Annotated in this window: 27 protein-coding genes, 3 pseudogenes and 1 riboswitch; of the genes and pseudogenes, 20 read left to right on the top strand and 10 right to left on the bottom strand. The window is 69.1% G+C overall.

Annotated features, from left to right (window positions below; genetic code table 11):
• Positions 1-57: 57 nt before the first annotated feature.
• The gene (locus tag OG218_RS00145) at positions 58-1302 is read right to left on the bottom strand and encodes a M15 family metallopeptidase (RefSeq protein ID WP_328291176.1); all 1245 of its coding nucleotides are present in this window, start codon (positions 1300-1302) and stop codon (positions 58-60) included.
• Between the two features lie 790 nt (positions 1303-2092).
• On the opposite strand from OG218_RS00145, the gene OG218_RS00140 reads away from it, so the two are divergent.
• The 6 genes from OG218_RS00140 to OG218_RS00115 all read left to right on the top strand — a co-directional run bounded on the left by OG218_RS00140 (position 2093) and on the right by OG218_RS00115 (position 8994).
• On the top strand, positions 2093-2428 hold the full coding sequence (locus tag OG218_RS00140; protein WP_328291175.1) for a hypothetical protein: 336 nt from the start codon (positions 2093-2095) through the stop codon (positions 2426-2428).
• 349 nt (positions 2429-2777) lie between these two features.
• Entirely contained in the window at positions 2778-3431 is a 654-nt protein-coding gene (locus tag OG218_RS00135; protein WP_328291174.1) for a DUF305 domain-containing protein, read from the top strand.
• A gap of 176 nt (positions 3432-3607) precedes the next feature.
• Positions 3608-6148, top strand: a complete 2541-nt coding sequence (locus OG218_RS00130) for a heavy metal translocating P-type ATPase (RefSeq protein ID WP_328291173.1) — start codon at positions 3608-3610, stop codon at positions 6146-6148.
• Between the two features lie 396 nt (positions 6149-6544).
• Positions 6545-6841 carry a metal-sensitive transcriptional regulator gene (locus OG218_RS00125; protein WP_328291172.1) on the top strand — a complete coding sequence of 99 codons (297 nt, stop codon included), beginning with the start codon at positions 6545-6547 and terminating at the stop codon, positions 6839-6841.
• A gap of 269 nt (positions 6842-7110) precedes the next feature.
• Positions 7111-7551, top strand: coding sequence for a hypothetical protein (locus tag OG218_RS00120; protein WP_328291171.1), 441 nt, complete (start codon positions 7111-7113; stop codon positions 7549-7551).
• Positions 7552-7705: 154 nt separating this feature from the next.
• Positions 7706-8994 (top strand): IS3 family transposase gene (locus OG218_RS00115; protein ID WP_328291170.1). Its coding sequence is split into 2 segments (ribosomal slippage): positions 7706-7979 and positions 7979-8994, totalling 1290 coding nucleotides; the frame shifts between segments, so codons are not numbered across the junction.
• Between the two features lie 190 nt (positions 8995-9184).
• Here OG218_RS00115 and OG218_RS00110 read toward each other — a convergent pair.
• The 3 genes from OG218_RS00110 to OG218_RS00100 all read right to left on the bottom strand — a co-directional run bounded on the left by OG218_RS00110 (position 9185) and on the right by OG218_RS00100 (position 10786).
• The gene (locus OG218_RS00110) at positions 9185-9889 is read right to left on the bottom strand and encodes an anti-sigma factor family protein (RefSeq protein ID WP_328291169.1); all 705 of its coding nucleotides are present in this window, start codon (positions 9887-9889) and stop codon (positions 9185-9187) included.
• Positions 9886-10392 carry a sigma-70 family RNA polymerase sigma factor gene (locus tag OG218_RS00105; protein WP_328291168.1) on the bottom strand — a complete coding sequence of 169 codons (507 nt, stop codon included), beginning with the start codon at positions 10390-10392 and terminating at the stop codon, positions 9886-9888. The genes OG218_RS00110 and OG218_RS00105 overlap by 4 nt, the downstream gene beginning before the upstream one ends.
• 127 nt (positions 10393-10519) lie before the next feature.
• The gene (locus OG218_RS00100; RefSeq protein ID WP_328296298.1) at positions 10520-10786 is read right to left on the bottom strand and encodes a hypothetical protein; all 267 of its coding nucleotides are present in this window, start codon (positions 10784-10786) and stop codon (positions 10520-10522) included.
• 25 nt (positions 10787-10811) lie between these two features.
• Between OG218_RS00100 and OG218_RS00095 the strand changes: the two are divergent.
• Positions 10812-10919 (top strand): annotated as a pseudogene (locus tag OG218_RS00095) (hypothetical protein); the annotation flags it as partial.
• A gap of 9 nt (positions 10920-10928) precedes the next feature.
• The gene (locus OG218_RS00090; RefSeq protein WP_328296200.1) at positions 10929-11141 is read left to right on the top strand and encodes a hypothetical protein; all 213 of its coding nucleotides are present in this window, start codon (positions 10929-10931) and stop codon (positions 11139-11141) included.
• A 266-nt stretch (positions 11142-11407) separates the two neighbouring features.
• Here the strand turns inward: OG218_RS00090 and OG218_RS00085 are convergent, their stop codons facing one another.
• Entirely contained in the window at positions 11408-12370 is a 963-nt protein-coding gene (locus tag OG218_RS00085) for a LysR family transcriptional regulator (RefSeq protein ID WP_328291167.1), read from the bottom strand.
• Between the two features lie 92 nt (positions 12371-12462).
• Here OG218_RS00085 and OG218_RS00080 point away from each other — a divergent pair, with 92 nt between their 5' ends.
• Positions 12463-13575: a YeiH family protein gene (locus OG218_RS00080; protein WP_328291166.1), complete on the top strand. Its 1113-nt coding sequence runs from the start codon at positions 12463-12465 to the stop codon at positions 13573-13575.
• 112 nt (positions 13576-13687) lie between these two features.
• Here the strand turns inward: OG218_RS00080 and OG218_RS00075 are convergent, their stop codons facing one another.
• From OG218_RS00075 to OG218_RS00065, 3 genes are read right to left on the bottom strand one after another with little or no spacing between them, the layout of a single operon-like run.
• Positions 13688-14185, bottom strand: coding sequence for a universal stress protein (locus OG218_RS00075; RefSeq protein ID WP_328291165.1), 498 nt, complete (start codon positions 14183-14185; stop codon positions 13688-13690).
• The gene (locus OG218_RS00070; RefSeq protein ID WP_328291164.1) at positions 14182-14559 is read right to left on the bottom strand and encodes a fluoride efflux transporter FluC; all 378 of its coding nucleotides are present in this window, start codon (positions 14557-14559) and stop codon (positions 14182-14184) included. Before OG218_RS00070 ends, OG218_RS00075 begins: the two co-directional genes overlap by 4 nt.
• Positions 14556-15023 (bottom strand): fluoride efflux transporter FluC, encoded by a 468-nt coding sequence (locus OG218_RS00065; RefSeq protein ID WP_328291163.1) that lies wholly within the window; start codon positions 15021-15023, stop codon positions 14556-14558. The genes OG218_RS00070 and OG218_RS00065 overlap by 4 nt, the downstream gene beginning before the upstream one ends.
• Positions 15024-15168: 145 nt before the next feature.
• Positions 15169-15245, top strand: a riboswitch (Fluoride riboswitch).
• A 48-nt stretch (positions 15246-15293) separates the two neighbouring features.
• Between OG218_RS00065 and OG218_RS00060 the strand changes: the two genes are divergently transcribed.
• The gene (locus OG218_RS00060; protein WP_328291162.1) at positions 15294-16052 is read left to right on the top strand and encodes a 2,3-bisphosphoglycerate-dependent phosphoglycerate mutase; all 759 of its coding nucleotides are present in this window, start codon (positions 15294-15296) and stop codon (positions 16050-16052) included.
• A 75-nt stretch (positions 16053-16127) separates the two neighbouring features.
• On the top strand, positions 16128-17501 hold the full coding sequence (eno, locus tag OG218_RS00055; protein WP_328291161.1) for a phosphopyruvate hydratase: 1374 nt from the start codon (positions 16128-16130) through the stop codon (positions 17499-17501).
• A gap of 89 nt (positions 17502-17590) precedes the next feature.
• Here eno and ilvD read toward each other — a convergent pair whose 3' ends face one another.
• Positions 17591-19450 (bottom strand): dihydroxy-acid dehydratase, encoded by a 1860-nt coding sequence (ilvD, locus tag OG218_RS00050; RefSeq protein WP_328291160.1) that lies wholly within the window; start codon positions 19448-19450, stop codon positions 17591-17593.
• Between the two features lie 76 nt (positions 19451-19526).
• On the opposite strand from ilvD, the gene OG218_RS00045 reads away from it, so the two are divergent.
• The 7 genes and pseudogenes from OG218_RS00045 to OG218_RS00020 all read left to right on the top strand — a co-directional run bounded on the left by OG218_RS00045 (position 19527) and on the right by OG218_RS00020 (position 24027).
• Complete coding sequence (locus OG218_RS00045; RefSeq protein WP_328291159.1) at positions 19527-20369, top strand: helix-turn-helix transcriptional regulator; 843 nt, start codon at positions 19527-19529, stop codon at positions 20367-20369.
• 177 nt (positions 20370-20546) lie between these two features.
• A pseudogene (locus OG218_RS00040) lies at positions 20547-20969 on the top strand (integrase core domain-containing protein); the annotation flags it as partial.
• Positions 20970-21038: 69 nt separating this feature from the next.
• Positions 21039-21428, top strand: a complete 390-nt coding sequence (locus tag OG218_RS26445; RefSeq protein WP_380156080.1) for a histidine phosphatase family protein — start codon at positions 21039-21041, stop codon at positions 21426-21428.
• A complete protein-coding gene (locus OG218_RS00035; RefSeq protein ID WP_328291158.1) occupies positions 21413-23002 on the top strand; it encodes a molybdopterin-dependent oxidoreductase in 1590 nt (529 codons plus the stop codon). Before OG218_RS26445 ends, OG218_RS00035 begins: the two co-directional genes overlap by 16 nt.
• Positions 23003-23055: 53 nt before the next feature.
• Entirely contained in the window at positions 23056-23205 is a 150-nt protein-coding gene (locus tag OG218_RS00030; RefSeq protein WP_328291157.1) for a hypothetical protein, read from the top strand.
• Positions 23206-23295: 90 nt separating this feature from the next.
• A complete protein-coding gene (locus OG218_RS00025; protein ID WP_328291156.1) occupies positions 23296-23481 on the top strand; it encodes a hypothetical protein in 186 nt (61 codons plus the stop codon).
• An 84-nt stretch (positions 23482-23565) separates the two neighbouring features.
• Complete coding sequence (locus tag OG218_RS00020) at positions 23566-24027, top strand: ribose-5-phosphate isomerase (RefSeq protein ID WP_328291155.1); 462 nt, start codon at positions 23566-23568, stop codon at positions 24025-24027.
• A 181-nt stretch (positions 24028-24208) separates the two neighbouring features.
• On the opposite strand, the pseudogene OG218_RS00015 reads toward OG218_RS00020, so the two are convergent.
• Positions 24209-24526, bottom strand: a pseudogene (locus OG218_RS00015) (integrase core domain-containing protein); the annotation flags it as partial.
• Between the two features lie 291 nt (positions 24527-24817).
• Here OG218_RS00015 and OG218_RS00010 point away from each other — a divergent pair.
• Both OG218_RS00010 and OG218_RS00005 read left to right on the top strand, forming a co-directional pair.
• On the top strand, positions 24818-25210 hold the full coding sequence (locus OG218_RS00010) for a type II toxin-antitoxin system Phd/YefM family antitoxin (protein WP_328291154.1): 393 nt from the start codon (positions 24818-24820) through the stop codon (positions 25208-25210).
• On the top strand, positions 25207-25623 hold the full coding sequence (locus OG218_RS00005) for a PIN domain-containing protein (protein WP_328291153.1): 417 nt from the start codon (positions 25207-25209) through the stop codon (positions 25621-25623). Before OG218_RS00010 ends, OG218_RS00005 begins: the two co-directional genes overlap by 4 nt.
• Positions 25624-26268 lie beyond the last annotated feature (645 nt).

Here is a 26268-nt window from a genome sequence, read left to right as displayed (position 1 = left end):
GCACCGTGTTGGGGCCACGGGAGCAACGGCCGGCAACCGGCTGAGATTGCTGGGGTATTACCCGGTGTACTCCCAGTGCCAGGGCTCGAAAGGACCGTTCGCACGCTCTGCCCAGGCCGGATGCAGCCAGCCGAACAGGGCCGCGTTGCGCTTGAGCCAGATGAACTGTGGAGAACCAAAATTCTGCACCCCGCACCCGAGGTCGACGGCGATGCCCAAACCGTGGCGACTGGTGCCCGGTGTGGCGGCCAGATCGGGTTTGCGTCGCTTCACGTCGATCTGCTCAGTCAGGGTGCGGTAAGAGTCAGTCACGCACATCGGCCGACTGAACTCCTGCGCGTAGGCCTGGCTGAGGCGGTTGAAGGCCTCGGCGGCGTCGACGCGCAGCACGTGGCCGGAGGCTCCCCACAACGGGCACAGCGCGCTGCGTGGGATGAGGCCGTTGGGGTAGCCGGCGGTGCTGCTTCCCGCACAATCACCCCCTGTGCTCGGGCCAGCGCCAGCACTGGTGGCGTCTAGGGCGCTGCTCGCCGTAGACCTCGCTTGGGCTGCAGCGGTCGCTTGAGCCTCAGCTGCGGCCCGCGCTGCCGCGGCGGCAGCTTCAGCGTCAGCGACGGCTCGGGCCGTGGCCAGGTTGTCCGCGCGGGTCGCGTCATTACGGGCCACCCCGGTCGCAGCGGTCTGCAACGCGGTCAGATCCTTCACCTGCGCACTCTGCTGAGCGACCAAGGCATCGACCGCTTCCTTGGCCTTGCTGGCCTGCTCAGCGCGGGCCTGACTGGCCTGACGAGCCTCAACGGCACGCTCGGCGGCTTCAGCTTGCCTCCGCTGAGCCATCTCGTAGTCGGTGACGGCGTTGTTGCGGCTGGCGCCCAAACGTTGGGCGATGGCCATCGCCTGAGCGGTCTCATCGGTGGCACTACGTTGCAGCAGTCGCACCATGCCGGTGTACTGCGGCATCACCTCAGCGCTGCGATAGGCCTGCGAAGCCCAGCGGCCGAGATCGTCCTGACCCCGGCTCAAGGCAGTTTCAGCCGCGTCCAGTCGCGTCTGCTCCTCGACCTCACGCTGCTGAGCGGCCTGGTGAGCCTCGACCGCCTGCTGGTAGCGCTCCAGCGCCTCATTGGCCTCAGAGGCCACTACGTCCAACTGGGCTTGCGCAGCCTCCAAACGCTGCTGAGCCGCCGCGGCCGCCGCGGCCGAGGCCTGCGCGGCGCGGCGCGCCTGCTCGACCTCTTCGGGAGTGGGGGGCTGGACTACGGCGGCGGCCGCGCTGAGGGGCGCAACTGCACCGACGCTCACGGGCCTTGCCGCCGTTCCCCTCATCGAGGCGGGTGCGGCGACAGGTGTGGCGACAGGTGCGGCGACAGGTGTGGCCGCGGCGGCCACTCCGGCACCAGCACCCATACCGTTGATCAGGCCTAACGTCAGGACCACGGGAGCCAGCACTGCTGCTGGGGATAGGCGGCGCGCAGACCGGCGGCGTCGCTGAGATGAGGAGGTCAACACACTCACGTCCCGTGCGATCGGGGGCTTGATGCCCAGTGACTGCTGACCGGTGCCTCGTTCTGCGTCATCGTCGACCTTGTCGTCGTCGACCTTCTAACCGTCGATCTTTTAGTGGTGCACCGTTCCTGGGTCTCACGCCAGGTCTTCCTTGCCCTGAGCGCGCATCATGCGGAGCTGACGTGAAGCGGGACCTGCCGTGTTGTCGACCGTCCTGGTGGCGCACTGTAGCCGCTGACTCACGGTTCATTGGGCGTCACGCGTAATGACCACGCACCGAATCCTGAGGCAGGTCACGTGGCGATCACGCGGCGATCATCTGGACGGTCACGCGGTGTATCCGCTGCACCGCTCGGTCCCCAGGCCGGTATCACCATCGATTCCTTGCCTTGCCGAACGAAACGCGTCCGGTGATCCTCCCGCCGTTGCGTACTCGCGGGCACCCCGTCCGCTTCCTCACCGCCGGATGAAGGTGTGCGCGGGCAAACAACTGCCGACTGGCACCCGAGACCGGGTTGCCTGGTTCCGTCGTGCACCCAGCGCTGCGCGTACTGGCGATATACCCCCTAGGGGTTAGCCTGAGTGCATGCGACGGAACGCCGGCCTACTGATCGGGCGGTCCGTCGTGCTGCGTCTCCTGCTCGTCGTGGCGCTGGCGGTAGGACTATCGGCGATGCACGTCCTGGCAGGTGTGGTCGGGCAGCAACACGCTCAAACCCACGTGACGTCACCCGCCACCCTGTCCAGCTCAGCCATGAGCGGCATGTCCGGTGGCCACGGGCACACCCTCGCGCCTCCTGCACCAGACGCAGCGTCACCGACATCGGCCACCCAGACCAGCGATCATGAACATCACTCGGCGGTCGACTGCGTGCTTTTCCTCAGCGCCGGCATCGCCGTGCTGGTGGTCTTGATCGCCTAGGCCGCGGCCCGCGCGTTGCGACCCTCCTACCGGCCGGCCGATCCGTGGCTGAAGAGGGCCACCACCAGCACCCCGTGGCGCGGGCCGCCACCGTGGCATTGGCCACGCATCTCCCTCTGCGTGATCCGGGTTTAAGCCGACCCTCCGTGCGTCGTGGACCACCGCCGTCCACGCGCGGCTTCGTCGTGCCTACTCACCCGTGACTCATCAAGGAGCTGTACCTCTCATGCGCACTTCCACCCGCACTTCCACCCGCACTTCCACCCGCACTTCCACCCGCACTTCCACCCGCACTTCCACCCGCACTTCCACCCGCCTCAGTGCCCTCGGGGCCGCTGGTGCCCTGTCCTTGATCCTGACCGCTTGTGGCGGCAGCGACAGCGGCTCGATGGACCACTCCTCGATGTCGTCCTCGACAATGTCCTCGTCTTCGGCTCCCGCGGCCGGCGCATCCGTTGATGCCGAACACAACGACCAGGACGTGATGTTCGCCCAGCAGATGATCGTGCATCACCAGGGCGCCGTGGAGATGGCCCAAATGGCCACCACCCAGGCCTCCAGTCAGGAGGTCAAAACCCTGGCCGCGAGCATCGAGTCGGCCCAGGCGCCCGAGATCGAAGAGATGACGTCCTGGCTCACCGCCTGGGATGAGCCCGTCACGGCTGACTCCTCGATGGGGAACATGGACCACTCCAGCGACCCCGCGATGACCAGCTCAACGATGACCGGCTCGAGCATGACCGGCTCGGGCATGGGTGGTTCCTCGATGCCCGGAATGATGAGCGAGGAGCAGATGACTCAGCTGCAGAACGCTACCGGCGCTGACTTCGACCGAATGTTCCTGCAGATGATGACCGAGCACCACGAGGGTGCGGTGACGATGGCTCAGACCGAGCAGCAGCAGGGGCAGAACCCCCAGGCCATGGAACTGGCCGACTCCATCGTGACGAGCCAGACCGCCGAGATCGACCAGATGAACCAGATGCTGACCGCCATGGGCTGACCCACGCGGTCAGGAGCTGACGAGGTGCGACTGGTGGGCGGCGCGAGGCCACCGTCCATCAGTGGCACCAGCAGCCTTCGCACTGCGGCTGCACCCGGCGGTTGCGTATCCGTGTGACGACCTTTCCCGGTGGCGTCACCTCTTACGCATGTACCCCCCGGGGGTATGGTTGAGGCATGACGACTCGCAACGACGGCCTGCGGCAGGCAACACGACCGTCGGCAGTGGACCCGGTGTGCGGCATGACGGTGGACCCCGCGACGACGGTCGCCGCAGAGCACGACGGGCGAACCCACCACTTCTGCTCCGATGGCTGCCGGGCCGCCTTCCTCGACGACCCTGAGCGCTATGCCGGCGCGTCGAGCGCCGGTGAAGGAACCGCCGTCCACGGCAGCGCTCACGATCACGATTCGTCCCACAATCACGGTGCGTCCCACGGGCACAGCCAGCACGGGCACAGCCAGCACGAGCACCACCACCACCACGACGACCACGCCGGTTATGGTGCGGGCGCCGATGTGCACGCCGGTCCCGGTGAGGCCGTGGAGTACACCTGCCCGATGCACCCGGAGGTGCGTCAGGAGGGTCCGGGCAGCTGCCCGATCTGCGGGATGGGGTTGGAGCCGGTCGTCGTGACGGCCGACGCCGGGCCCAGCCATGAACTGGTGGACATGCGTCGCCGCTTCTGGATCGGGCTGGTCCTAGCGCTGCCGGTTCTGCTGCTGGAGATGGGCCGGCACCTGTTCATGGCCGTGCACGACGCGGTCCCGGCTGAGGTTTCGACGTGGATCCAGTTCGCGTTGGCGACCCCGGTGGTGTTGTGGGCCGGGTGGCCGTTCTTCGTCCGCGGCTGGGCCTCGCTGCGCACCCGTAACCTGAACATGTTCACCCTCATCGCGATGGGCACCGGGGTGGCGTGGGTGTTCAGCACCGTGGCCACCTTCGCACCGGGCATCTTCCCCGACGCCTTCCGCGACGAGAGCGGCACCGTCGACGTCTACTTCGAGGCTGCAGCCGTCATCACCGTGCTGGTGCTGCTGGGTCAGGTGCTGGAACTGCGGGCCCGTGAGCAGACCTCCGGCGCCATCCGCGCCCTGCTGGACCTGACCCCCAAGACCGCACGTCGCCTCGACGAAGACGGCCAGGAGCGTGAGGTCTCCCTCGAGGAGGTCCAGCTGGGCGACCGGTTGCGGGTGCGTCCGGGGGAGAAGGTCCCCGTCGACGGCACCGTGACCGAGGGCCGCTCCTCCGTCGATGAGTCCCTGGTGACGGGTGAGTCGTTGCCGGTCACCAAGACCACGGGAGATCGGGTGCTGGGGGGCACCATCAGCTCCTCCGGCTCCCTGGTCATCACCGCGGACGCGGTGGGCCGGGACACGATGCTCTCGCGCATCGTGGCGATGGTCGCCGACGCGCAGCGTTCCCGGGCCCCGATCCAGCGCACCGCTGACCGGGTCGCGGCCATCTTCGTCCCCGCTGTGATCAGCGTCGCCGTCGTAGCGTTCATCATCTGGGCCGTCTTCGGTCCCGACCCTCGCCTGGCCCACGCGCTCATTGTGGCCGTCGCGGTCCTGATCATCGCCTGCCCGTGCGCGCTCGGGCTGGCCACCCCGATGTCGATCATGGTCGGCGTCGGTCGCGGCGCCCGCTCCGGAGTGCTCATCAAGAACGCCGAAGCACTCGAGCGCCTGGAGAAGGTCGACACCCTGGTGGTGGACAAGACCGGAACCCTCACCGAGGGCCGCCCCTCCCTGGACAGGATCATCCTGGTGTCCTCCACCGCCACCGCCACCGCCACCGCCGGCGCCGGCACCACGGCTGATGGATCCCAGGCTGATGCAGACGCCGAGGCCGAGGTGCTCCGCCTGGCCGCGGCCGTCGAACGCGCCTCCGAACACCCCCTGGGGGAGGCCGTCGTACGCGCCGCAGAAGAGCGGGGTCTGCGCCTGCCGGCGGTGCAGGACTTCGCCGCCCCCGCTGGGCGTGGGGTTAGCGGTGTCGTGGAGGGCCGGCGGGTGGCCATCGGCAGCGCTGGACTGCTGTCCTCTCTCGGCATCGACGCCAGTGCGGTGCAGGAGCAGGCGGACGCGGTGCGCTCCACCGGCGCTATCGCGGTCCTGGTCGCCCTCGATGAGCAGGTGGTGGCCGTGCTGGCCATCGCCGACCAGGTCAAGGAGAGCACCGCGACCGCGTTGAGCCAGCTGCGCGAGGCGGGGCTGGAGATCGTGATGCTCACCGGCGACAACCGGGTCACCGCGCAGGCCGTCGCGGCCGGTCTGGGCATCGATCGCGTCGAGGCCGAGGTGCTACCCGACCACAAGAGCGACGTCGTGAAGGCCTTGCGCGCCGAAGGGCGGGTCGTGGCCATGGCCGGGGACGGCGTGAACGATGCCCCCGCCCTAGCCGCCGCCGACGTGGGCATCGCCATGGGCTCCGGCACCGACGTGGCGATGGAGAGCGCCGGGGTGACCCTGCTCACCGGCGACCTGACCGCGATCGTTCGAGCTCGGCGGATCTCGCAGCTGACGATGCGCAACATCCGCCAGAACCTCGTCTTCGCGTTCATCTACAACGCCGCGGGCATCCCCATCGCCGCCGGCGTCCTGTACCCGTTCTTCGGGATCCTGCTCTCCCCGATCATCGCTGCGGCGGCGATGGCCCTGTCCTCGGTCAGCGTCATCACCAACGCGCTGCGGTTGCGCACCCAGCACGTATAGCGCCCCACCGTCTGCGCCCCACCGTCTGCACGTCGCCGGCCGCACGTCGCCGGCCGCACGTCGCCGGCCGCACGTCGCCGTCTGCACGTCGCCGGCCGCACGTCGCCGGCCGCACGTCGCCGGCCGCACGTCGCCGTCTGCACGTCGCCGTCTGCACGTCGCCGTCTGCACGTCGCCGTCTGCACGTCGCCGTCTGCACGTCGCCGGCCGCACGTCGCCGTCTGCACGTCGCCGGCCGCACGTCGCCGTCTGCACGTCGCCGATCTTTCGTCGTCATCAGCTTGCACCACGACCGATGACCACTTCCCGTCCGCGGGCGCGTGGTGGAGCACTGAGCTGGCGCTACCGCAGCTCAGTGATGATGGTGACCCCAAGATGCAGCAGGAGGAGAAGACCATGACCGCCACGACACTCCCCGGCTACGCCGAGACCAAGACCGCGCATCTGAAGCGGCTGCGCCGCATCGAAGGTCAGGTCCGCGGGCTGCAGCGCATGGTCGAGGAGGACTCCTACTGCATCGATGTCCTCACCCAGGTCTCAGCCGCCACCAAGGCTCTAGAAGCGGTCGCGCTCGGCCTGCTGGAGGAGCACCTGGCCCACTGCGTGCGCGACGCCATCGCTCAGGGCGGCGATGAGGCAGACGCCAAGATCAAAGAAGCCTCAGCCGCCATCGCTCGGCTCGTTCGCTCCTGACGGCAAGCTCGAACACCTCCTCTTGTCTCATCCAGCCTTGGGCTCTGACTAGCGCGTGTCCTGCCGATCAAGAAGACGGCTGACATCGAGTCGGCGTGATCGTGCTTGCATGAGGTGGAGAACAACCACTGACACCTTCGAACACTTGTGCGATCATGAGTGTGTCGTTCGGGAGGCGCTGGCGAAGTAATAGTTTCGTCAGCACTCCTCGATGTGCGTCTACGGGTGGAGGTCATGTGTTCAAGTCCTTAACCATCGGGTCGTCGCCGGTGGCGACCGTCGACCTGAACCTGATCTCCGTTGAAGCGGCGCAGGCCACGTTCACGCTGAACGTTCGTCACACCAGCCCCGTGACGCATGACGTCACCTCTGACCTGTTCGATGAAGCTGGCGCTTTCGGCGAGGATCCAGGCGGGCCAGCGAGGCTACGACTGACGTTGAACTTCTCTGACGGGCAGTCGGTGGACAACGTGTCCTCACTACAGCGGCAAGCCCCCACCAGCGGTAGTAGCGAACACTTCTCACCATCGGCCGGCGACTTGCCCCTGCTGGCCGGCGGTGAAGGCGGCTCGTACATGAGCGACGACGACCCGATGCGAACCGCAGAACGGACTCTCCGGCTGCAGCCGCTGCCGGCGGGGAAGCTGGTGAGCATCGACTTGCGGTGGCCGGGACTGCAGATCCCTGACACGCGCACCGGTTGGACGTAACCCTTCTCGAGTCCGCCGTAGTTCCGTCGCGATTTCGTGGTGGTTCGACTCACGTCGTGGCGCGGTTCATCGAAGGCGCAGCATGATGCAAGCGAGGATCACCTTGAAGCGTCACGGCTTTGATGCCGCTTCCTGATGGGTCAGGATGACGATCATGCCCAAGCAGTACCCCGCCGAGATCAAAGACCGAGCAGTGCGGATGGTCCTGGACCACCAAGGCGACTACCCCTCCCTGCGCGCAGCGTGCGTAGCCATCAGCGAACGCCTCGGCGTCTCCCGCGCCAGCCTGCAGCGCTGGGTCGACCAGGCTCAGGTCGATGCCGGCGCCAAGCCCGGTCTCAGCAGCGCCGAGGTGGAGGAGATCAAGGCGCTGAAGGCGGAGAACAAGCGCCTGCGTGAGGCCAACGAGATACTCCGTTCCGCCTCGATTTTCTTCTCGTGGGAGCTCGTCCCCCGCAAGCGGGAGGTGCCCCCACCGCGCCAGCGTTGATCATCGCCTTCGTCGACGAGATGAGGGTCAGGGGTTTCGCGGTCGAGTCGATCTGCGCCGTGCTCACCGAGCAGGGTTACCAGGTCGCCGCGAGAACCTACCGGGCCTGGGAGCAGGGCCCGGTCCCGTCGATGAGAACCGTGTCCGACGCGCATGTCGTCAACGCCCTGCGCAGCACTGTTGGGCAACCGGAGTCGCTGTACGGGCGGCGGAAGATGGTTGCCCATCTGCGCCGGGCGGGCCTGGCGGTGGCGCACTGCACCGTGGACCGATTGATGCGCGCAGAAGGCATGAACGGGGCCCGGCGGGCGAAGAAGATCCGCACCACCGTCCCCGGCAAGGACGGGGTGCGGGCCGGGGACCTGCTGAACCGGAAGTTCAGCGCCCCGGCGCCGAACGTTGTCTGGGTGGCGGACTTCACGTATGTCTGGACGTGGGCGGGGTTCGTCTACCCCACCCTTGCGGTCGCTTTCATCGTCGACGTGTTTGCTCAGCGGATCGTGGGCTGGCACGCGAGGACCAGCAAGCGCACCGAGCTGGTCCTGACCTGTCTGCGGATGGCGACCTGGGGACGGGAGCATGCGGGGACACCTGTGGCGCCGGGGTTGATCGTGCACTCGGATGCCGGGTCGCAGTACAAGAGTTTGAGGCTGACCGAGCATCTGTTCATCGAGGGTTTCGCGGCGTCGATCGGTTCGGTCGGTGACGCCTACGACAACGCCCTGATGGAGACGGTGATCGGCCTCTACAAGACCGAGTGCATCCGCACCGGTCCCTTTCACGCCGGGCCGTTGAAGACTCTCTCCGATGTGGAGTACGCCACGGCTACCTGGGTGGAGTGGTGGAACAACTCCCGGCTGCACTCCCGGTTGGATTACCGTCCACCTGCTGAGGCTGAGGCCGCCCACTACGCTGACCTCAGCGACTCCATCCAGGAGTTGTGCCCCATGTGAAGACGGCGGAGAAGCCGTGACGCTTCAGACTGATATAGCGCGGTGATGTCCCTCGACTGGGTGCGGTTCTTTGGGTGACCGCAGCGCGGTATGAGCGTGCGGTCGCAGCGTCCATAACCCGACGACGTATATCAATCTCTGAGTTGCCCCGATGATCTGGCCTCAACCGTCGCTCCGCGAAAGATCGAGGCTAGACATCGACGGTGGCCACGACGGTCGACCTCGCGGCGACGACGATCTCGACCGCGACGAGGGACTCCGTCGGCAGGCTGGACGCGGCCACAAGACCGCCTGCGGTGCCGTCCACGGCGCTCCACGTCGCGACGACGGTGCGGGTGCCGTCGTTGGCGATGGCCACGAGGTCGTACACCCGTGACGATGCGGTGCCCCTGTCATCTCGAAAGGTCCAGTCGAACCGTGTTCCCCAGCTCTTGGCGCTGACGGCCAGTTCGGCGCTGATCGCGGACCCCTGCGTGGGCGTCATCGCTTTCGCCGAGCTGGCAGACAGCGCGGCAGATGGCGCGGGGGCTGCAGGATCGCCTGCAGCGCCGATCGCGTATCCGCCTGCACCGACGACGACCACGGCGGCGGTACCCAACGCCACCAGCACGCGTCGTGGACGTCGGATGCTGGCCCAGTGCCGTCCCAGCAACGGTCTCCTGACGGCTACCTGCCGTGGCGCGGTCTCGTGGGGGGCCTCGTCCAAGAGCTCGACCGCTTCGTCGATCGGTACCGATGCCAGGAGGCCGGGCACGCCGGCGAGCTCGGCGACCGATGCGGTACAGGCTGCGCAGCTCTCGAGGTGGCGCTCGTAGGTGGCTCGCTCCCGGCTGGTCAGTCCTCCCAGCACGTAGGCGGCGTCCCACTCGTGCATCTCCCGCGGCGCATCGCTCACCGGACTGCTCCTCGCTCTTGCAGGGCCAATTTGAGGGCCTTGAGGCCGTAGTGCAGCCGGGACTTGATGGTGCCCGCAGGAACCCCCTCACTGGCCGCGATCTCAACGACGGTGCGCCGGAGGTAGTAGCAGCTCACCACTGCCCGACGGTGCTCCAAGGACAGCGACGACAGCGCGTCGGTGACCAGCCAGCGCTGCAGGAGCACGTCCGTCGCGTCGTCGACCGCGGTGTCCGGCGGATCCGCCGTCATCAGCTCACGCCTGTACCGGGCGCGACGGTGTTCGTCGATGGCGAGGTGCCTGACGACGGTGAACAACCACCGCCGGGCCGCTTCGTCGTCCACGTCCAAGATCGCGGGAGAGCGCCAGGCACGCAGGAGAGCCTCCTGGGTGATGTCCTGCGCCGTCACCGGGTCCCCGCACAAGCGCAGCGCGAAGCGCTCAAGCGCCGGTGCGTGGTTGTCGTGCAACAACGCGAGGCGGTCGGCGTGCTCGCTGGTCATCAACACCTCCTGCCCTAACGACGGTGCGGTGACCCGAAGCGTTCAGCGGACTCGCACCGGATCTGCCTGGCCGCAAGACGGGCTGCCCGCCGAAGCGACCGGCGCCGCGGGTCGCCAGGTGAACCCTTCACGGAGGCGGTCCGTCGTAGAGAGCGTTGGGTCCACCGCGCACCGGTGCGGATGGATCCCGGCCGACCCAGGAAGCAGGACCCATGAAGATTCGGTACATCCTCCCCGCCGTCAGCGCCGCCTCCCTCCTCGCCCTCGCCGGATGTGGCTCCTCCGATACGACCGCAGCAGCGCCCAGCTCCTCCGCGGCGTCCTCTTCTGCGGCGTCCTCATCTGATACCCCCTCTGCTTCCTCCTCCTCGAGCAGTCCGGCAGGGACGTCCACGGCTGACCTCGCGGTCGCGCAGACCTCTCTGGGTGAGGTGCTCGTCGATGGCCAGGGAAAGACGGTGTACGTCTTCGACAAGGACGCCATGGGCGCGACCGCCAGCGCCTGCACGGACCAGTGCGCCACGACGTGGCCGGCGGTGGTCGCGACTGCTGCGACCCCTACCGGTGATGGTGTGGACGCCGACCTCGCGAGCATCACCGGGGTCAGTGGTGAGCCTCAGGTGACCGTGGATGGTCTGCCTGTCTACACCTTCGCCAAGGACACTGCTCCTGGTGACGTCATGGGTCAGGGCGTCATGGGCAAGTGGTGGGTCCTCTCGCCGACCGGGGAGAAGATCACGGCCAGCTGAGCTCGGCGGTGCGGGAAGGGCCCGGTGAGCGGTCGCCAGTGGGATGAACCGATCGGGCTGATCACCGCACAGTCGATCTCGTGAGTTCTCCAGGTGCCCGTGACGTCTTCGACGACCGCGAGTCGGCGACCTCTTCGTGATCGGCTTTCCGCGGATGCGGTGCAGGAGGTCGGTGAGGTCAGCGCCCCGGGACATCAAGGGCCTCGCACCACCGGCGGTGACTGCGCCTTCGGCGGGTAGCCCGGTGGCCGCAGATCAGAATGCGGTCACCGAGCTCGTGCCCGCCGGGGGGTCGTGTTGACGATGGCGAGCAGGTCCTGGGCGGGGCCCCGGGGGCGCTGGCCACTCGGCCACACCGCGCGCAGCGTGCGCCGCAGATCCACCCCCTCGACCTGCACGAGCACCAGACGTCCCGCGGCGACGTCCTGTTCGACGGCGAGGTGGCTGAGCACCGCCGGGCCGGCGCCCTCGGCGACGGCTGCGCGCACCGCGGTGGTGGTCGAGAGTTCCAGCACCGGCCGGGCCGGTGCCACCTCGTGCCACCCGCCGCCGGGCTGCTTGCTCCGCAGGGCGGCCCGCAGCGCCGCCTCGGCCGCGGCGCGGGTGCCCGACGTCGCCTCGCGGGCCACCAGACGGGTTCCGGCCAGCTCGGCGGCGTCGATGCCCCGCCGGCGCCGGGTCCACGGGTGGCCGGGAGCGACGACGACGACCAGGCGGTCGCTGCCGATGCTCCTGGTCTCCAGCCCGGCAGGGACGTCCGGGCCCTCGACGAATCCGATGTCGGCGTCGCCCGCCAGGACCGCGGCGGCGACCTCGGTGGAGTTCATCGCCTGCAAGCTGACGGCGGTACCCGGGCTGGCCGCGGCCAGGCGCACCAACCAGCTCGGCAGCAGGTGCTCGGCGACCGTCATGCTCGCCGCGACCCGCAGCCGGCTGGCGCTCTCGGCGTTCAGGGACGCGATGCCCGCCCCCAGTCCGGCGGCGGCCGCGAGGACATCGCGGGCCCAGCCGACGACCAGCGCCCCGGCCGGGGTCAGGATCGAGCCGCGGGCCGAGCGCTGCACCAGGGCGGTCCCCATCCGGCGCTCCATGCCGAGCACACGGGCACTGGCGGCGGGCTGACCGATGCCGTGCGCACGCCCGGCACGGCTGAGGCTGCCCAGCTCGGCCACCCGCACCAGCAGCTGCAGAGAATCCAGGTCCGGTACCCGACGCAGGTCGACGTCCACCCCCCCACGCTACGGCAGTCATCGAGACCTTCGATGACTACATCATCAGGACACCGCTACCGGTCGCGGCGGTACCGGCCCACAGTGGTGGCGTGAGCGAAGAGAACGTCTCGATCCCCTCGACCGGCACACCCCGCACCGCCGCGACGCCGTCTTCTCCATCGGCCTCGACGGGTCCCGCCCCGCGCCCCGAGCGTGCGTCCCCGTGGCCCGGGCTGCTCGTCGTGGCTGCGGCCACCGCCGCGGCCTACGGCATCGCCTGGCTCGTGCCTGCCGTCAACGCCACCACGGCCGGGGTCGTGCTCGGTGTGCTGCTGGTCAACTGCGGCTTGCACCGCCCCGTTCTGCGCCCGGGCACGCGGATCGCGTCCAAGCGCCTGTTGCGCATCGCCGTCGTCCTGCTCGGTCTGCAGCTGTCCCTGGCGCAGCTGGCCTCCCTGGGCCTGGGCGGGTTGGCCGTCGTCGTGGTCACGGTCGCGGTCACCTTCACCGGAACCCAGCTGCTCGGGCGTGCGCTGGGCGTGGGGCGGGCCCGGTCGCTGCTGATCGCCACCGGCTTCTCCATCTGCGGGGCCTCGGCGGTCGCGGCGATGGAACCCGTCGCCGACGGAGACGAGGAGGACACCAGTGTCGCCATCGCGCTGGTCACGCTCTGCGGCAGCCTCGCGATCTTCCTCCTGCCGGTGCTGCGGGGGCCGCTGCACCTGGACCCGACCGCGTTCGGCAGCTGGGTCGGCGCCAGCGTGCACGACGTGGGACAGACCGTCGCCACGGCCAGCCGCGTCCCCGGAGCCCTCACCGCAGCGGTGGTGGTCAAGCTCAGCCGCGTGGTCCTGCTCGCCCCCCTGGTCACCGGCGTGGCGCTCGTACGGACCCGGCGCCTGCGCCGCGCCGCTGCTGAGCAGCCCTCACGCGAGGGCGCACCCGGCGCCCAGGCGCGGCGGCCGCCCGTCCTGCCGCTCTTCGTCGCGGGCTTCCTGGCCGCCATCGTCGTGAGCAGCACCGGTGTGCTGCCGGCGGCGGCCCTGGCCGACGTCAAGGTCGTCCAGCAGGTCCTGCTCGTCGCCGCCCTGGTCGGGCTCGGCACCGGCATCCACCTGCCGGCGCTGCGCCGCACGGGTGGGCGCGCCCTGCTCCTCGGGCTGGCCTCCTGGATCCTCGTCGCCGCTGTCGCCTACGCCGGGGTGACCCTCCTCGACCGCTGAACCAGGTCCGGCGCTAGCCCGGCTGCCTGGGGCCCGCTGGACCGGCCCGCCCCGTCGCTGCTGCCTTGATCCTTGATCATGGCGTGTCGGGCGATCATGGCGTGTCGGGCGATCATGGCGTGTCGGGCGCGGCCGGGACCACGACCACCGTCGCGGGCTGGCGCGAACTCAGGTGCACTGCCACCGAGCCCTCTACCAGCTCGTGCAGCGAAGCCCGCCAACCGTGGGCCCGAGCCCCGACCACGACGAACCGCGCATCGACCTCGAGGGCCAGCTGAGCCAGGGTCGTCGCGGGTTCTCCCAGGAGCCCTCGCACTTCGATGGCCACGTCCTCGACACCACTGTCGGTCATGATGCCTTCGACCCGTGCCCCGACCTCGGCGACCTGCGGTGCGGGAGCGTCGTCGATGATCTCGCTGGTGTCGGAATCGACGGGCACGACGATGGGACTCCCATCCGCGCGGCGCCCTTCGACGAAGCGGGAAGGGTCGCTGAAGACCACGATCAACGGCACGTCGTAAGCCCGGGCCAGGCTGGCAGCTTCTAGGAGGATCCGCGGGGAAGCCGTGGGGGTGAAACCGACGACGACCGGGCGTCTCGGCGGGCTCACAGCCACCACCCGAGGCCTAGACCCGTGCCGCCTGCGGCCGTCGCGGCCACCAGGGTGCCCAGGGCGTACGTCATGCTCGCGATGGTGGCCTTGCCCTGTGCCAACCGCAACGTCTCGACCATGGCTGTGCTGAAGGTGGTGTAGCCACCGCAGAATCCCGTACCGACGACCGTCTTCCACACCGTCGGCTCCCCGTGCGCCACGACGACACCGGTGACGATCCCCAGCAGCAGCGAGCCGGTGACGTTGATGACGAGCGTCGCCCACGGGAACGACGACGGCCGGCGTCGGCGGATCTCCCCGTCGACGACGAAGCGGCTCACCGCTCCCAGCGAGCCGGCCAGGCACGCGGCCGCGAAGACCCAGATGGTCATCGCTTCCCTCCTGCTGCGGGGCTGGTGTCGACCGCGTCCGGGTCCTGCGGCAAGCGGCTCAAACGCCACCGGTGGTGACCTGCGGCCAGCGCTATCCCGGCCAGTGCGACGATCAGCCCCGCGGCGACACTGGCGAGGGAGTAGGCCACAGCCAGGGCGGGTCGGGCAGCGTGCACCAGCATGTCGGTCTCGACGGCCAGCGAACTGTAGGTGGTGAACGCCCCCAGGAAGCCGGTACCGACCCCGAGTCGCACGAGCCGTCGACGGCCGGCGTCCTCACCCCGGCGCGCCAACGCCTCCAGCAGGAAGCCCAAGGCGAAAGCGCCGATCAGGTTCACGGTGAACGTCGCCCACGGCCAGGCTGCGGTGCGCACGGGCCAGTGCAGCGCGAGACCGTAGCGCGCGGCGGTCCCCAGCAGTGCCCCGCCGGCCACGATGGCGATTATCGGGGCCGACAGATGCACGGGACGAGGCCTAGCGCGTGGTGCAGGAGCGCCGCCCGCAGGCTGGGTGTTGGCAGACACGAGGTGGAACCTTCCGGCATGAAGGCGGGGGCGGCAGCAACAGGGCTGGTAGCGGGAGTGGTGGCCGACCCCGAACGAGAGTAATCTCTGGCGTGGTGATGGATCCCGCCTGAGCGTACAACCGCTCGAACCGCCGAGTCGGCTGATGGTTCCTGTCCCTGATCGAGTCAGAGGGGCAGGTCTGTTGTGCGCGAGTATGCTGCGGATGGCGTGGCGGGATTGGTCCTGCTGCGTCACGGTGAGAGTTCAGCCAACGCTGCCGGTCGCTTCACCGGGCACTGGGATGTCTCACTTTCTCCCGATGGGGTCCGTCAAGCGGCTGTAGCCGCGGAGTTGCTGCACCACAGTGGGTGGCGGCCGGGCATCGTCTTCTCTTCTCCTCTGCAGCGAGCCACCCGCACCGCTGACCTCGTGCTCGACGTGCTGTATCCCACCGGTGCTCGACCTGAGATCCATGTTGACGCGGAGCTGATCGAACGTGGGTACGGCGTCCTCACGGGGATGCGCAAGAGTCGGGTTCGAGCGGAGTTCGGTGCGGACCTGGCCCACATCTGGCGGAGGTCACTTTCGGTGCGCCCACCTACTCCCAGCGAGCTGCAACGCACTGGTCCTGCAGTCGACTGGGACGGTGCGCCCGGTCAAGGCCCGCCCGCCGCAGCCTCGGAGATCAGTGAGTCCTTGACCGACGTGCTTGCCCGTATCGATTGCTGGCTCGACGAGGCTCTCTACCCCGCCCTCGCCCTGCGGATGCGGGTGCTGACCGTGGCTCACGGAAACTCATTGCGTGCGCTCCTCATGCGTCTGGACCACCTTTCTGAGGAACAGGTCATCGAACTCAATGTCCCAACGGGCCAGCCGCTGGTCTATGACGTCGGCGGGCGCGGGGTGGTGCCGGGCAGCGGGCGCTACCTGGACCCGAAGGCTGCTGCAGTTGCTGCCCGGGCCGTGGCGGAGGAGGGGGGCACCTGAGCGTCCTCACCTGCTCGCGACCTGCACGACACCGAGACCTTGCCTGACACCTTGCCAGAGACCTTGCCTGACACCTTGCCCGAGACCTTGCCCGAGACCCTGGAGCCCATCGTGAAGTTCGACCGTCTGGATGCCCGTCAGATTCTGGACTCCCGGGGTTACCCGACCCTGGAGGTCCGCCTGCATCTGCCCGACGGGTCGAGCATGATCGCCAGTACCCCCTCCGGTGCCTCAACCGGTGCACACGAAGTGGTGGAACTACGGGACGGCTCAGGTACAGACGGGCCGCCACCCAGCGGACGGGAGTCTGATCCGTGGCAACGAGTCGGAGGTTTCGATGGGCGAGGGGTGAATCTTGCTCTGACTGCGGCTACAGGTCCCGTCGCCGACCTGCTGTGCTCTGGTCGCGACTGGAGCGATCAACGCGAGGTCGACGACGCGCTGCACGCCCTCGACGGGACACCGAACCTGTCGCGACTGGGCGCCAACACCGTCATCGCGGTGTCGATGGCCACCGCTCGTGCGTTTGCCGCGGCCGCTGGTCTCACTGTGGCGCAGTGGATCGCCAGGCAGAGCGGGCAAGTTCCCCGTATGCCGGTTCCTCACTTCAACGTCATCAACGGCGGCGCTCACGCCGCCAACGGTCTCGCTTTCCAGGAGTTCATGATCGCCCCGGTCGGTGCACCGGACACCGTCTCGGCGTTGCAGTGCGGCGCCGAGATCCATCACCGCTTGAAGGTCTTGTTGCAGCAAGCTGGGCACGACACCGGCCTGGGTGATGAGGGTGGGTTCGCTCCGCGTCTGACCTGCCCCGAAGAAGTCCTCGACCTGCTGGTCGAAGCGATCGAGGCCGCCGGCTACACCGCAGAGCGTGATCAGGTGGCTATCGCGTTGGATCCGGCCGCCAACAGCTTCCATCGCGACGGTTCCTACCACCTGACCTCGGACAAACGCGTGAACGCCAGCGGGCTCATCGACCTCTACGAGGAACTGCTGGATCGCTACCCGATCCGCAGCATCGAGGACGGTTGCGCAGAGGATGACCTCGACGGTTGGCAAGAGATGACCCGGCGGCTGGGGGAGCGGATCCAGATCGTCGGCGATGACCTGCTGGTCACCGATCCCGGCCGCATCCGAGCCGCCGCACGTGAGAACTTGGCGACGTCCGCCCTCATCAAGCCGAACCAGATCGGCACCGTCTCACGCACCTTGGATGCCTTGGCCGCCGCCCGTGACGTCGGTTTCACCACAATGGTCTCCCACCGTTCGGGAGAGACCCTGGACACGTTCGTCGCCGACCTCGCCGTGGGCGGCGCCACGGGGCAGATCAAGGCGGGCGCCCCCGCTCGTGGGGAGCGCCTCGCCAAGTACAACCGACTGAGCGAGCTCAGCGCCGACTACCCGCAGTGGGCCTACGGGCTTCCCGTCGATCCTTCATCCTCGAGGTAGGAGTTCTCGGTCGAGGTAGGAGTTCTCGGTCGAGGTGGGAGTACCTGAAGGAGGAAGAAGTGCTCGAGTGAGGTGGGAGTGCTCGGGCATCAGCGCAGCTGGTCGAGCCGGGCAACGTCGCGCACGGCCCCCTTGTCGGCTGAGAGGGCGAGGGCTGCGTAGGCCCGCAGGGCACTGGACACCTTCCGGGGGCGCACGTGGCGGGGGCGGTAGCCGCCGCTGGCCTCCAGCGCAGCCCGTCGCTGCTGGAGAGTCTCTTCGGGCACGTCCAGGTGCAGACGGCGGGTGGGGATGTCGATGACGACGGTGTCGCCGTCCTCGACGAGGGCGATGGTGCCGCCGGAAGCCGCCTCGGGTGAGACGTGGCCGATCGAGAGTCCCGAGGTACCTCCGGAGAAGCGCCCATCGGTGATCAATGCGCAGGTCTTTCCCAGGCCGCGGCCTTTGAGGTAGGAGGTCGGGTAGAGCATCTCCTGCATACCCGGCCCACCTCGTGGGCCCTCATAGCGGATGACCACGACGTCGCCGGGGCTGATGCGCCCGGACAGGATCGCCTCGACGGCGTCCTCCTGGGACTCCACCACGACGGCCGGACCGGAGAAGGTCCACACGGACTCGTCCACGCCCGCGGTCTTCACCACGGCCCCGTCTGGGGACAGATTGCCGCGCAGCACCGCCAGCCCGCCGTCGGCGGAGTGGGCGTGGGTGACGTCGCGGATGCAGCCAGCCGCGGCGTCGACGTCGAGGGATTCCCATCGCTGCGACTGCGAGAACGCCGTGGCCGAGCGGACACAGCCGGGGGCGGCGTGGAACATCTCCACCGCCTCCGGTGAGGGCGATCCGCTGCGCACGTCCCAGTTCTTCAGCCAGTCCGCCACCGAGGCCGAGTGCACGGTGTGGACCTGGTGGTCGATGAGGCCGCCGCGGTCCAGCTCGCCGAGGATCGCGGGGATCCCGCCGGCGCGGTGGACGTCCTCCATCAGGTAGACCCCGTTGGGGGCGACCTTGGTCAGGCAGGGGACCTGACGTGAGCGCTGCTCGATGTCGTGCAGCGTGTAGTCCAGGCCCGCCTCCTGGGCCGCGGCCAGCAGGTGCAGGATCGTGTTGGTCGACCCGCCCATGGCGATGTCCAGCGACATGGCGTTGTCGAAGGCGGCGCGCGAGGCGATGGTGCGCGGCAGGACGGTCTCGTCGTCTTGCTCGTAGTAGCGCCGGGTGATGTCGACGACGGTGCGGCCGGCGTCCTGGTAAAGCGCCTTGCGGGCGGTGTGGGTGGCCAGCACCGACCCGTTGCCGGGCAGCGCCAGGCCGAGGGCCTCGGTGAGGCAGTTCATCGAGTTCGCGGTGAACATCCCCGAGCAGGAGCCGCAGGTGGGGCAGGCCGCCTCCTCGATACGCGCGATGTCGGCGTCGGAGACGTCCGTGGCGACCGCGTCGGCGATCGCGGAGACCAGGTTGAGGCGGGTGCGGACGGTGCCATCGACCAGGACGGCTGTGCCGCCCTCCATGGGGCCACCGGAGACGAAGACGGTGGGGATGTTCAACCGCAGCGCGGCCATCAGCATCCCGGGGGTGATCTTGTCGCAGTTGCTGATGCAGATCAGCGCATCCGCGCAGTGTGCCTCGACCATGTACTCCACCGAGTCGGCGATGAGGTCGCGCGAGGGCAGGGAGTACAGCATCCCGTCGTGGCCCATGGCGATGCCGTCGTCGACGGCGATGGTGTTGAACTCCCGCGCGATACCGCCTGCGGCGTGGATCGCCTCGGAGACGATGCGCCCCACCGGCTGCAGGTGGGTGTGGCCGGGGACGAACTCGGTGAAGCTGTTGGCCACCGCGATGATCGGCTTGCCGAAGTCCTCACGGGCGACGCCGGCCGCGCGCAGCAGCGCACGAGCACCGGCCATGTTCCGTCCGTGGGTGACGGTCCTGGATCTCAGAGGGGGCATGGCCGCACTGTGCCGCCTCGTGCAGCCAGGAGGAAGACGCCGCTGCTACTAGTAGTGACACCACTATCCTGCTGTGGTGAGCAGCGAGAGCCGTCGACGCGAGCTGGGGGATCTCCTGCGCAGCCGCCGCGGCCAGCTCAGCGCCTCAGACCTCGGCCTGCCCGAGGGGGCACGCCGGCGTAGCGCCGGGCTGCGCCGGGAGGAGGTCGCTGCGCTCTCCGGTGTCTCCGTGACCTGGTACACCTGGCTGGAGCAAGGCCGAGACACCCACCCCTCGCGGCAGGTTCTCGATGCCCTGGCACGCACCCTGCATCTGTCGGGTACGGAGCACGCCTACGTGCTCTCCCTCGCCGGCTACGCCGCTCCCTTGCCTGAAGAAGAGCACACGCCGCGAACTGTCCCCGCCCACGTGCAGCGGCTCTTGGACGCCCAGGTCGGCTTGCCCAGCTTCGCCATCGCCCACGACTGGCAGATCGTGGGCTGGAACGACGCCTACGCCACGCTCTACCCCGGCGTCGAGACCGTCACCCCTGAGGACCGCAACCTCCTGTGGCTGGTGTTCACCGATCCCTACGTGCGCCGACTGTTACCCAATTGGCAGCAGGACAGCCGGCGTTTCCTGGCGGAGTTCCGCGCCGAGGCCGGTCCCCGACTCGGTGAGCCGGGTATCGCCGCGCTCATTCAGCGGCTGCGCGACACCAGCCCTGCCTTCGCGGCGGGGTGGAGCGACCACGACATCCAAGGCTTCAGCTCACGCGAGCGGTTGTTCCACCACCCCAGCACCGGTGACCTGCTCCTTGAGCATCACCAGTTGACGCCAAGTGACCAGCCGGACCTCCACATCGTGATCTACACACCCGTCAAGGACGGGCGTACCCCGCAGCGATGGTCAGACCTAAGACGACCCTCTCAAGACTGAGCTCCTTTGGTGGACGTAGAAGACGACCGACTTCACCCGTGACTACCGCGACCCTTGGCGGCCCCCTCGGCCACTGATTGGTCGAGGCAGAAACCGGCCTTGTTCCCCGCCCACGTAGTGTTTCTTCTATGTGCTGGTCATGGACTTCAGAGGCTTACGATCCATTGCTAGACAGACGTCGTCCACGCCGACCGGGGCACCTCGATGACGTCGAAACCGGTGGCTCAACTGCTGGTTGACCTCGTCACCCGTTCCCACTCCCGTCCGCGGGTGTCGGACGACAATCCGTACAGCGAGGCGCAGTTCAAAGCGTTGAAGTACGCCCCGGCCTTCCCAGCCCGCTTCGCCACTCTGCACGACGCGCGGAAGTTCTGCGCGGTGTTCTTCAACCACTACAACTACGTCCACCGCCACTGCGGGATCGGGCTGCACACCCCGGCCTCGGTGCATCACGGCACCGCAGGTCAGGTCCGAGCGGCCCGCCAGGTCACCCTGGACGGCGCCTACGCCGCCCACCCCGAACGGTTTGGATCCCGCCGGCCCCACCCGCCGGCGTTGCCGACATCGGCCTGGATCAACCAACCCAGCCGAGAGGCCTAGATTCAAAGTGCGTAGATAGTCCGTGTCTCACCGGGCTTGACAGCTTCCGCCCGACCCGGCTCCACTGCCGTGAGCGCGCTGACGGCCGCCGTTGGTCACGACCTAGTGCTCCTGCGCCACGGGCAGACCGCGTGGAACTTGAGCGGCCAGTACACCGGCACCACCGACATCCCCCTCACTCCGCAGGGGGAGGCCCAGGCGCGGTCGCTGGCGCCCGTGCTGGCCCGATGGGATTTCGCGGCCGCCTGGTCGAGCCCGCGCCTGCGAGCTCGACGCACCGCGCAGCTCGCCGGCGTCCGTGATGCCAGGTCAGCGATGACCTGGTCGAGTGGGACTACGGGGACTACGGGGACTACGGGGCCTACGAGGGCCGGCGCACGGTCGACATCCAGGCCGAGCGCGCTGCCACCGGCTGACCCCCGTGGGTCCTGTGGCGCCACGGCGTGCCTGCCGGGGTGACGCCGGGGGACGCCGCCGGCGTCGGGGTGCGGGTCGACCGCTTCCTGGACCGGGTCCGCGACCGGGTCCGCGAGGCACTGGGGCGCGGGCCCGTCCTCGTCGTCGCCCACGCGCACGTGCTGCGGGTGCTGGCCGCGTACTGGCTCGCCCTGCCGCTGCAGCAGGGGTCGGCCTTCCCCGTGCAGGTCGGTCACCTCTGCGTCCTCAGCAACGAGCACGACCTGGCGACGATCGCCCTGTGGAACGCCCCGCCGCCCGTCAGCCGCCGCGACCCCGCAGCGCTCCCGCGCGCCGCCGGGACCCCGCAGCGCTCCCGTGCGCCGCCGGGACCTCGCAGCGCTCCCGTGCGCCGCCGGGACCTCGCAGCGCTCCCGTGCGCCGCCGGGACCTCGCAGCGCTCCCGCGCGCCGCCGGGCGCCCGCGGTGACACCCTCGTGTCGAGGGGAGACCCCGCCCGAGCCCGCACCACCAGGAGGACCTCGCCGATGACGACGCAGGACAAGCGGGCGGACATGCTCGTGCACCAGCAGGAGCCCTACAACGCCGAGCCGCCGCTGGGCGCCCTGGCCGGCGCGCCGCTCACCGACGTCGCGACCTTCTACAGCCGCAACCACGGCCCCGTCCCCGACCTGGACCCCCGGACGTGGCGGCTGGTCGTCGACGGACTGGTGCAGCGGTCGCTGGAGCTGTCCCTGGGCGACCTGCGCGAGCGGTTCGCCGAGCACACCCTGCCCGCGACGCTGCAGTGCGCCGGCAACCGCCGTTCCGGCCTGATCGCCGAGCGCGACATCCCCGGGGAGGCGCCCTGGCGCGGCGGTGCCACCTCCACGGCCACGTGGACGGGGGTGCGCCTGGCCGACGTCCTGGCCGCTGCCGGGCTGTCCGACGACGCCGCGCACGTGTGCTTCGAGGCCCCCGACGTCTCCGACATCCCCTCCCCCCCGCAGCCCTACTCGGTCTCGGTCCCGGTCGCCAAGGCCACCAGCACTGAGGTGCTGCTGGCCTGGGGGATGAACGGCGAGCCGCTCACCCCGCTGCACGGGGCGCCTCTGCGCGTGGTCGTGCCCGGGTGGATCGGTGCCCGCAGCGTCAAGTGGCTCACGCGCGTCACCGCCGCGGTGGAACCGTCGCCGGGCCACTTCCAAGCCACCGCCTACCGGCTGCTGCCTCCGGGCGCCGACCCCGCCACCGCCACGGACGCTGACGGGCCCCAGCTGGGCCCGGTCGCCCTCAACTGCGAGGTCCTCTTCCCGGCCGAGGGGGCGCGGGTTGAGGTGGGCCCGACGACGGTCACCGGGTATGCCTATGCCGGTGAGGACCGCCGGGTGGTCCGCGTGGACGTCTCCGTCGACGCCGGCGCCACCTGGCGCGAGGCGGACCTCGATGCCGGTGGCGGGCCGTGGACGTGGCAGCACTGGCGGCTCTCCGTCGACCTGGACGCGGGTGAGGTCGAGGTGGTGGCGCGCGCGTGGGACTCCACCGGCGCCCTGCAGCCCGAGCGCGCCGCCGACCTATGGAACCCGAAGGGGTACGTCAACAACTCCTGGGCCCACGCCCGCCTGCGGGTCGGCTGAGGCCCGTCGTGCCGGTGGCGTCGACAGCGGCTGCGCGGGTACCAGCAGCGGCCGTGGACTGGACCGCGCGGCGGCAGCGGCTCAACGAGCCGCACGTCGCGCCCCTCAACGCCTTGGTCCGCCGGGAGCAGCGGGAGCAGCGGGAGCAGCGGGAGCAGCGGGAGCAGCGGGAGCAGCGGGCGCGCCGCGGGCCGCTGAGCTGACCGAGGCCGCCACCTGCCTGCGCGAGGTGCTGGAGCGCCTGGCCTGCCGCACTGCGGCTGCTCGTCGCCTTCGGGAGCACGGCGCTGAGCGTGCACGGGCTCGCCTCCACGCCCACCACGCCCACCACGCCCACCACGCCCACCACGCCCTGCCTGGCGCTGTCCGCCCTCGCCGTGCCGAACCCTCACCCCCCTCAGCGCGATCCCCAGGCCCGCTCGCGGGCCCTGGAGCGGGTGGACGTCGCGCTGGCGCACGCCGCGCTGCTCTACGCGTGAGGGACGGGGTGCAGTTCCTGCCCGCGGGGCGCCGGTGAGAGCTCTGGGCCGGTGGACTGCCGCGAAGCGGTGGGAGACTGACGTGTGCGCATCCACATCGCCAGCGACCACGCGGCCTTTGACCTGAAGGAGCACCTCGTTGTCCACCTGCGCGAAGGCGGCAACGAGGTCGTCGACCACGGTCCACCGTCCTACCAGCCCGAGGACGACTACCCGGTGCACATCATCCCCGCCGCGCAGGCCGTCCTGGTCGACCCCGGGAGCCGGGGGATCGTGCTCGGCGGCTCGGGCAACGGCGAGCAGATGGCCGCCCACCGCGTTCCTGGGATCCGGGCGGCACTGGTCTGGAGCGTGGAGACGGCCCGCCTCGCTCGCGCCCACAACGACGCCCAGGTGATGGGAATCGGTGCCCGGATGCACACGCTGGACGAGGCGACCAGCCTCGTCGACGTCTTCCTGTCCGAGCCCTTCAGCGAGGACCCCCGCCACGTGCGCCGGCTGCAGATCATGGCCGACTGGGAGGCCGCGCACGTGACCGTCCGCTGACGGCGGCCCTCAGCGCCTGCCAACCCCGCGATGCGGCCCGCGGCGCGAGCGGCCTTGGCCATTGGTCAGCGCGGGGCCGGCGGGGCCCTGGGTGGACAGGCTGGCTCTCGGGAGCCATGGCGCTCGAGCCGTCCCCGGTGTGGGGACTGCTGTCGGTTCGGTTGACGGCGGTTGTGGGTGATCATGCCGCGATTGCGGCGTCCTGGGTGGTGAAGGCGAGCTCGTACTCGACTGGGGTGAGCTTGCCGAGGGCGCGTTGACGACGGCGGCGGTTGTAGGTGTGTTCGATCCGGTAGACGATCTCCTGGTGTAGTTCGGCGCGAGTGCGTCATTGGCGGCGGTCCAGGACGTTCTTCTGCAGCAGTGCGTTCCAGGACTCCATCGCCGCGTTGTCCCCAGTGGAGGCCACTCGACCCATCGAGCCCTGCAGGCCGGCGGCGGCCAGGACGGCCCGGAAGGTTCGTGCTCGAAATTGGGACCCGCGGTCGGAGTGAACGATCACCACACCGCTGGGCTGAGCTCCTCTCGTCATTGAGGCCGATCCTGGACCTCGTCGGACATCTTGAGCAGCCCCGCCCGTCGTTGCTTCAACCCGATCACACACTGCTGGGCGCGAGCCCCGTAACGCTATGCAGGGCACCAACGACGAGCGAGGCAACCCACCTCGGGCTTGACGCAGAACTCCTCACACTGATGTCCGGACGTCGGTGCGTCTTGATTCCCGGTGTGGGTGGCATTGCCGGCGCTCGCGGGCTGGTGCGTGGTGTACTGGATGGCTACGCTTGTAGCCATGCAGAGCATCAATGCCCGGGATTTGCGCAACGACTACGCGCGGGTGCTGCGGGAGGTGGAGGCGGGGGAGTCCTTCACGGTGACCAACCGGGGTCGTCCGGTGGCGGAGATCGCCCCGGTGGGTGCGTTCAGCGCCCGGCTGGGTGGCGGTGGTCCGCGGGATGCGGTGCCGTTGAGTGAGGTGGTGGGGGCGCTGCACTTCATGGGGCCGGGGAAGGCGATGGAGTTGCGCCGTGAGGTGGACGAGACGCTGGACACCGACGCTCGCGATCCCTTCCCCTCGAGTGAGCGGTCGTCGAGTGAGCAGTCGAGAAGTAAGAAGCCGTCGGGGGAGTCGCCCGGGGAGTCGCGCGGTGAGCCGCGCCGCCGGTCGCGTCGGGCTGGCCGATGACTCACCTGCTGGATACCAATGCCGTCATCAGCGTGTTGGAGGCGGTGCCGGGGGAGAGCTTCGCTGGGGTCCCAGCGACGGTGAGTACGCAGTTGAGCATCGTCACGATCGTGGAGTTGACCTTCGGGGTGGAGAGCGCCCGCCGGTCTGGGAGTGGCGATCTGGTGTTGCGGGAGAATCAGCGGTTGTTCGCGACCAGTCAGTGGCGTCCGATCCCGGTGGACATGGCGGTGGCGTTGGCGTTTGGGCAGGTGAGCCAGGCGGCGTTGGGTGCGGGGCAGCATCCTCGTAAGCGGATGAATGATTTGATGATCGCCGCGACTGCGCTGGTGCACGGTCTCGTCTTGGTGACTGACGATGAAGCGTTGGCGCGGGCGGTGGAGGGGGTCGTGGCGGTCACCGCTTTGCGTTGACTGGGGGTGCGGTCAAGCTGTTACTGGTTGGGTACCAGACCCTGGGCCTCATCGATCTCCAGTAGGTCCGTTCTGGGGATGAGACGGTTTCCGTCGGGCGCATTGAGCCTTTGTCAGTAGAGGTTGTCCGTGACTCACTCGGGGTGGTGCTCCTGGTCGTGAGCGAGACGACCCTGCTCAGCCTCGTCCTGCGTTTCGATGTCTTGACTATCAACTCCGCAGACGTAGCAACGCCATCGATGGGTTTTCCATAGGTGAGGCGGGTAGGAGTCGGTGTAGACGGGCATGCTCCGTAGTTTGCCTGGTCGTCACGATCGGAAACAGCTGTTCACCTTTGGTAGAGGTTCCCTAGTCGCCCATTCCATGGTTGTCGGGGCGTAGTTTCTTGGTTTCTGTTGTCGGTGAGGTAGCCGTTCTGACTCGGGGCCGTCAGGCCTCGTCGGCAACTTGTGTGTGGGGAGCGCGAAGCGCGACGATAGTTCCCCTGCGGAACTTGAAACTTTTGTACTTGGCGGGTTTTGATCCGCGCCAGCGGAGCAAAACCCGCTGCACCGCAACCACTTCCTAACTTTTAGGCCGCGCCAGCGGCCCTGCGGTGCGCTGCTCGCGCGCCAGCGCGAGGGCACGAGGCGGCGCGCCAGCGCC

The organism is Kineococcus sp. NBC_00420, assembly GCF_036021035.1.
GTDB lineage: Bacteria > Actinomycetota > Actinomycetes > Actinomycetales > Kineococcaceae > Kineococcus.
This window is presented reverse-complemented; position numbering and strand designations above follow the sequence as displayed.

What these genes read in the sequence shown, in the direction of transcription:
- OG218_RS00140 (WP_328291175.1), top strand. Translation starts at nt 2,093, where the DNA reads ATGCGACGGAACGCCGGCCTACTGATCGGGCGGTCCGTCGTGCTGCGT.
- OG218_RS00130 (WP_328291173.1), top strand. Translation starts at nt 3,608, where the DNA reads ATGACGACTCGCAACGACGGCCTGCGGCAGGCAACACGACCGTCGGCA.
- OG218_RS00125 (WP_328291172.1), top strand. Translation starts at nt 6,545, where the DNA reads ATGACCGCCACGACACTCCCCGGCTACGCCGAGACCAAGACCGCGCAT.
- OG218_RS00105 (WP_328291168.1), bottom strand. Translation starts at nt 10,392, where the DNA reads ATGACCAGCGAGCACGCCGACCGCCTCGCGTTGTTGCACGACAACCAC.
- OG218_RS00070 (WP_328291164.1), bottom strand. Translation starts at nt 14,559, where the DNA reads ATGACCATCTGGGTCTTCGCGGCCGCGTGCCTGGCCGGCTCGCTGGGA.
- ilvD (WP_328291160.1), bottom strand. Translation starts at nt 19,450, where the DNA reads ATGCCCCCTCTGAGATCCAGGACCGTCACCCACGGACGGAACATGGCC.
- OG218_RS00010 (WP_328291154.1), top strand. Translation starts at nt 24,818, where the DNA reads ATGCAGAGCATCAATGCCCGGGATTTGCGCAACGACTACGCGCGGGTG.
- OG218_RS00005 (WP_328291153.1), top strand. Translation starts at nt 25,207, where the DNA reads ATGACTCACCTGCTGGATACCAATGCCGTCATCAGCGTGTTGGAGGCG.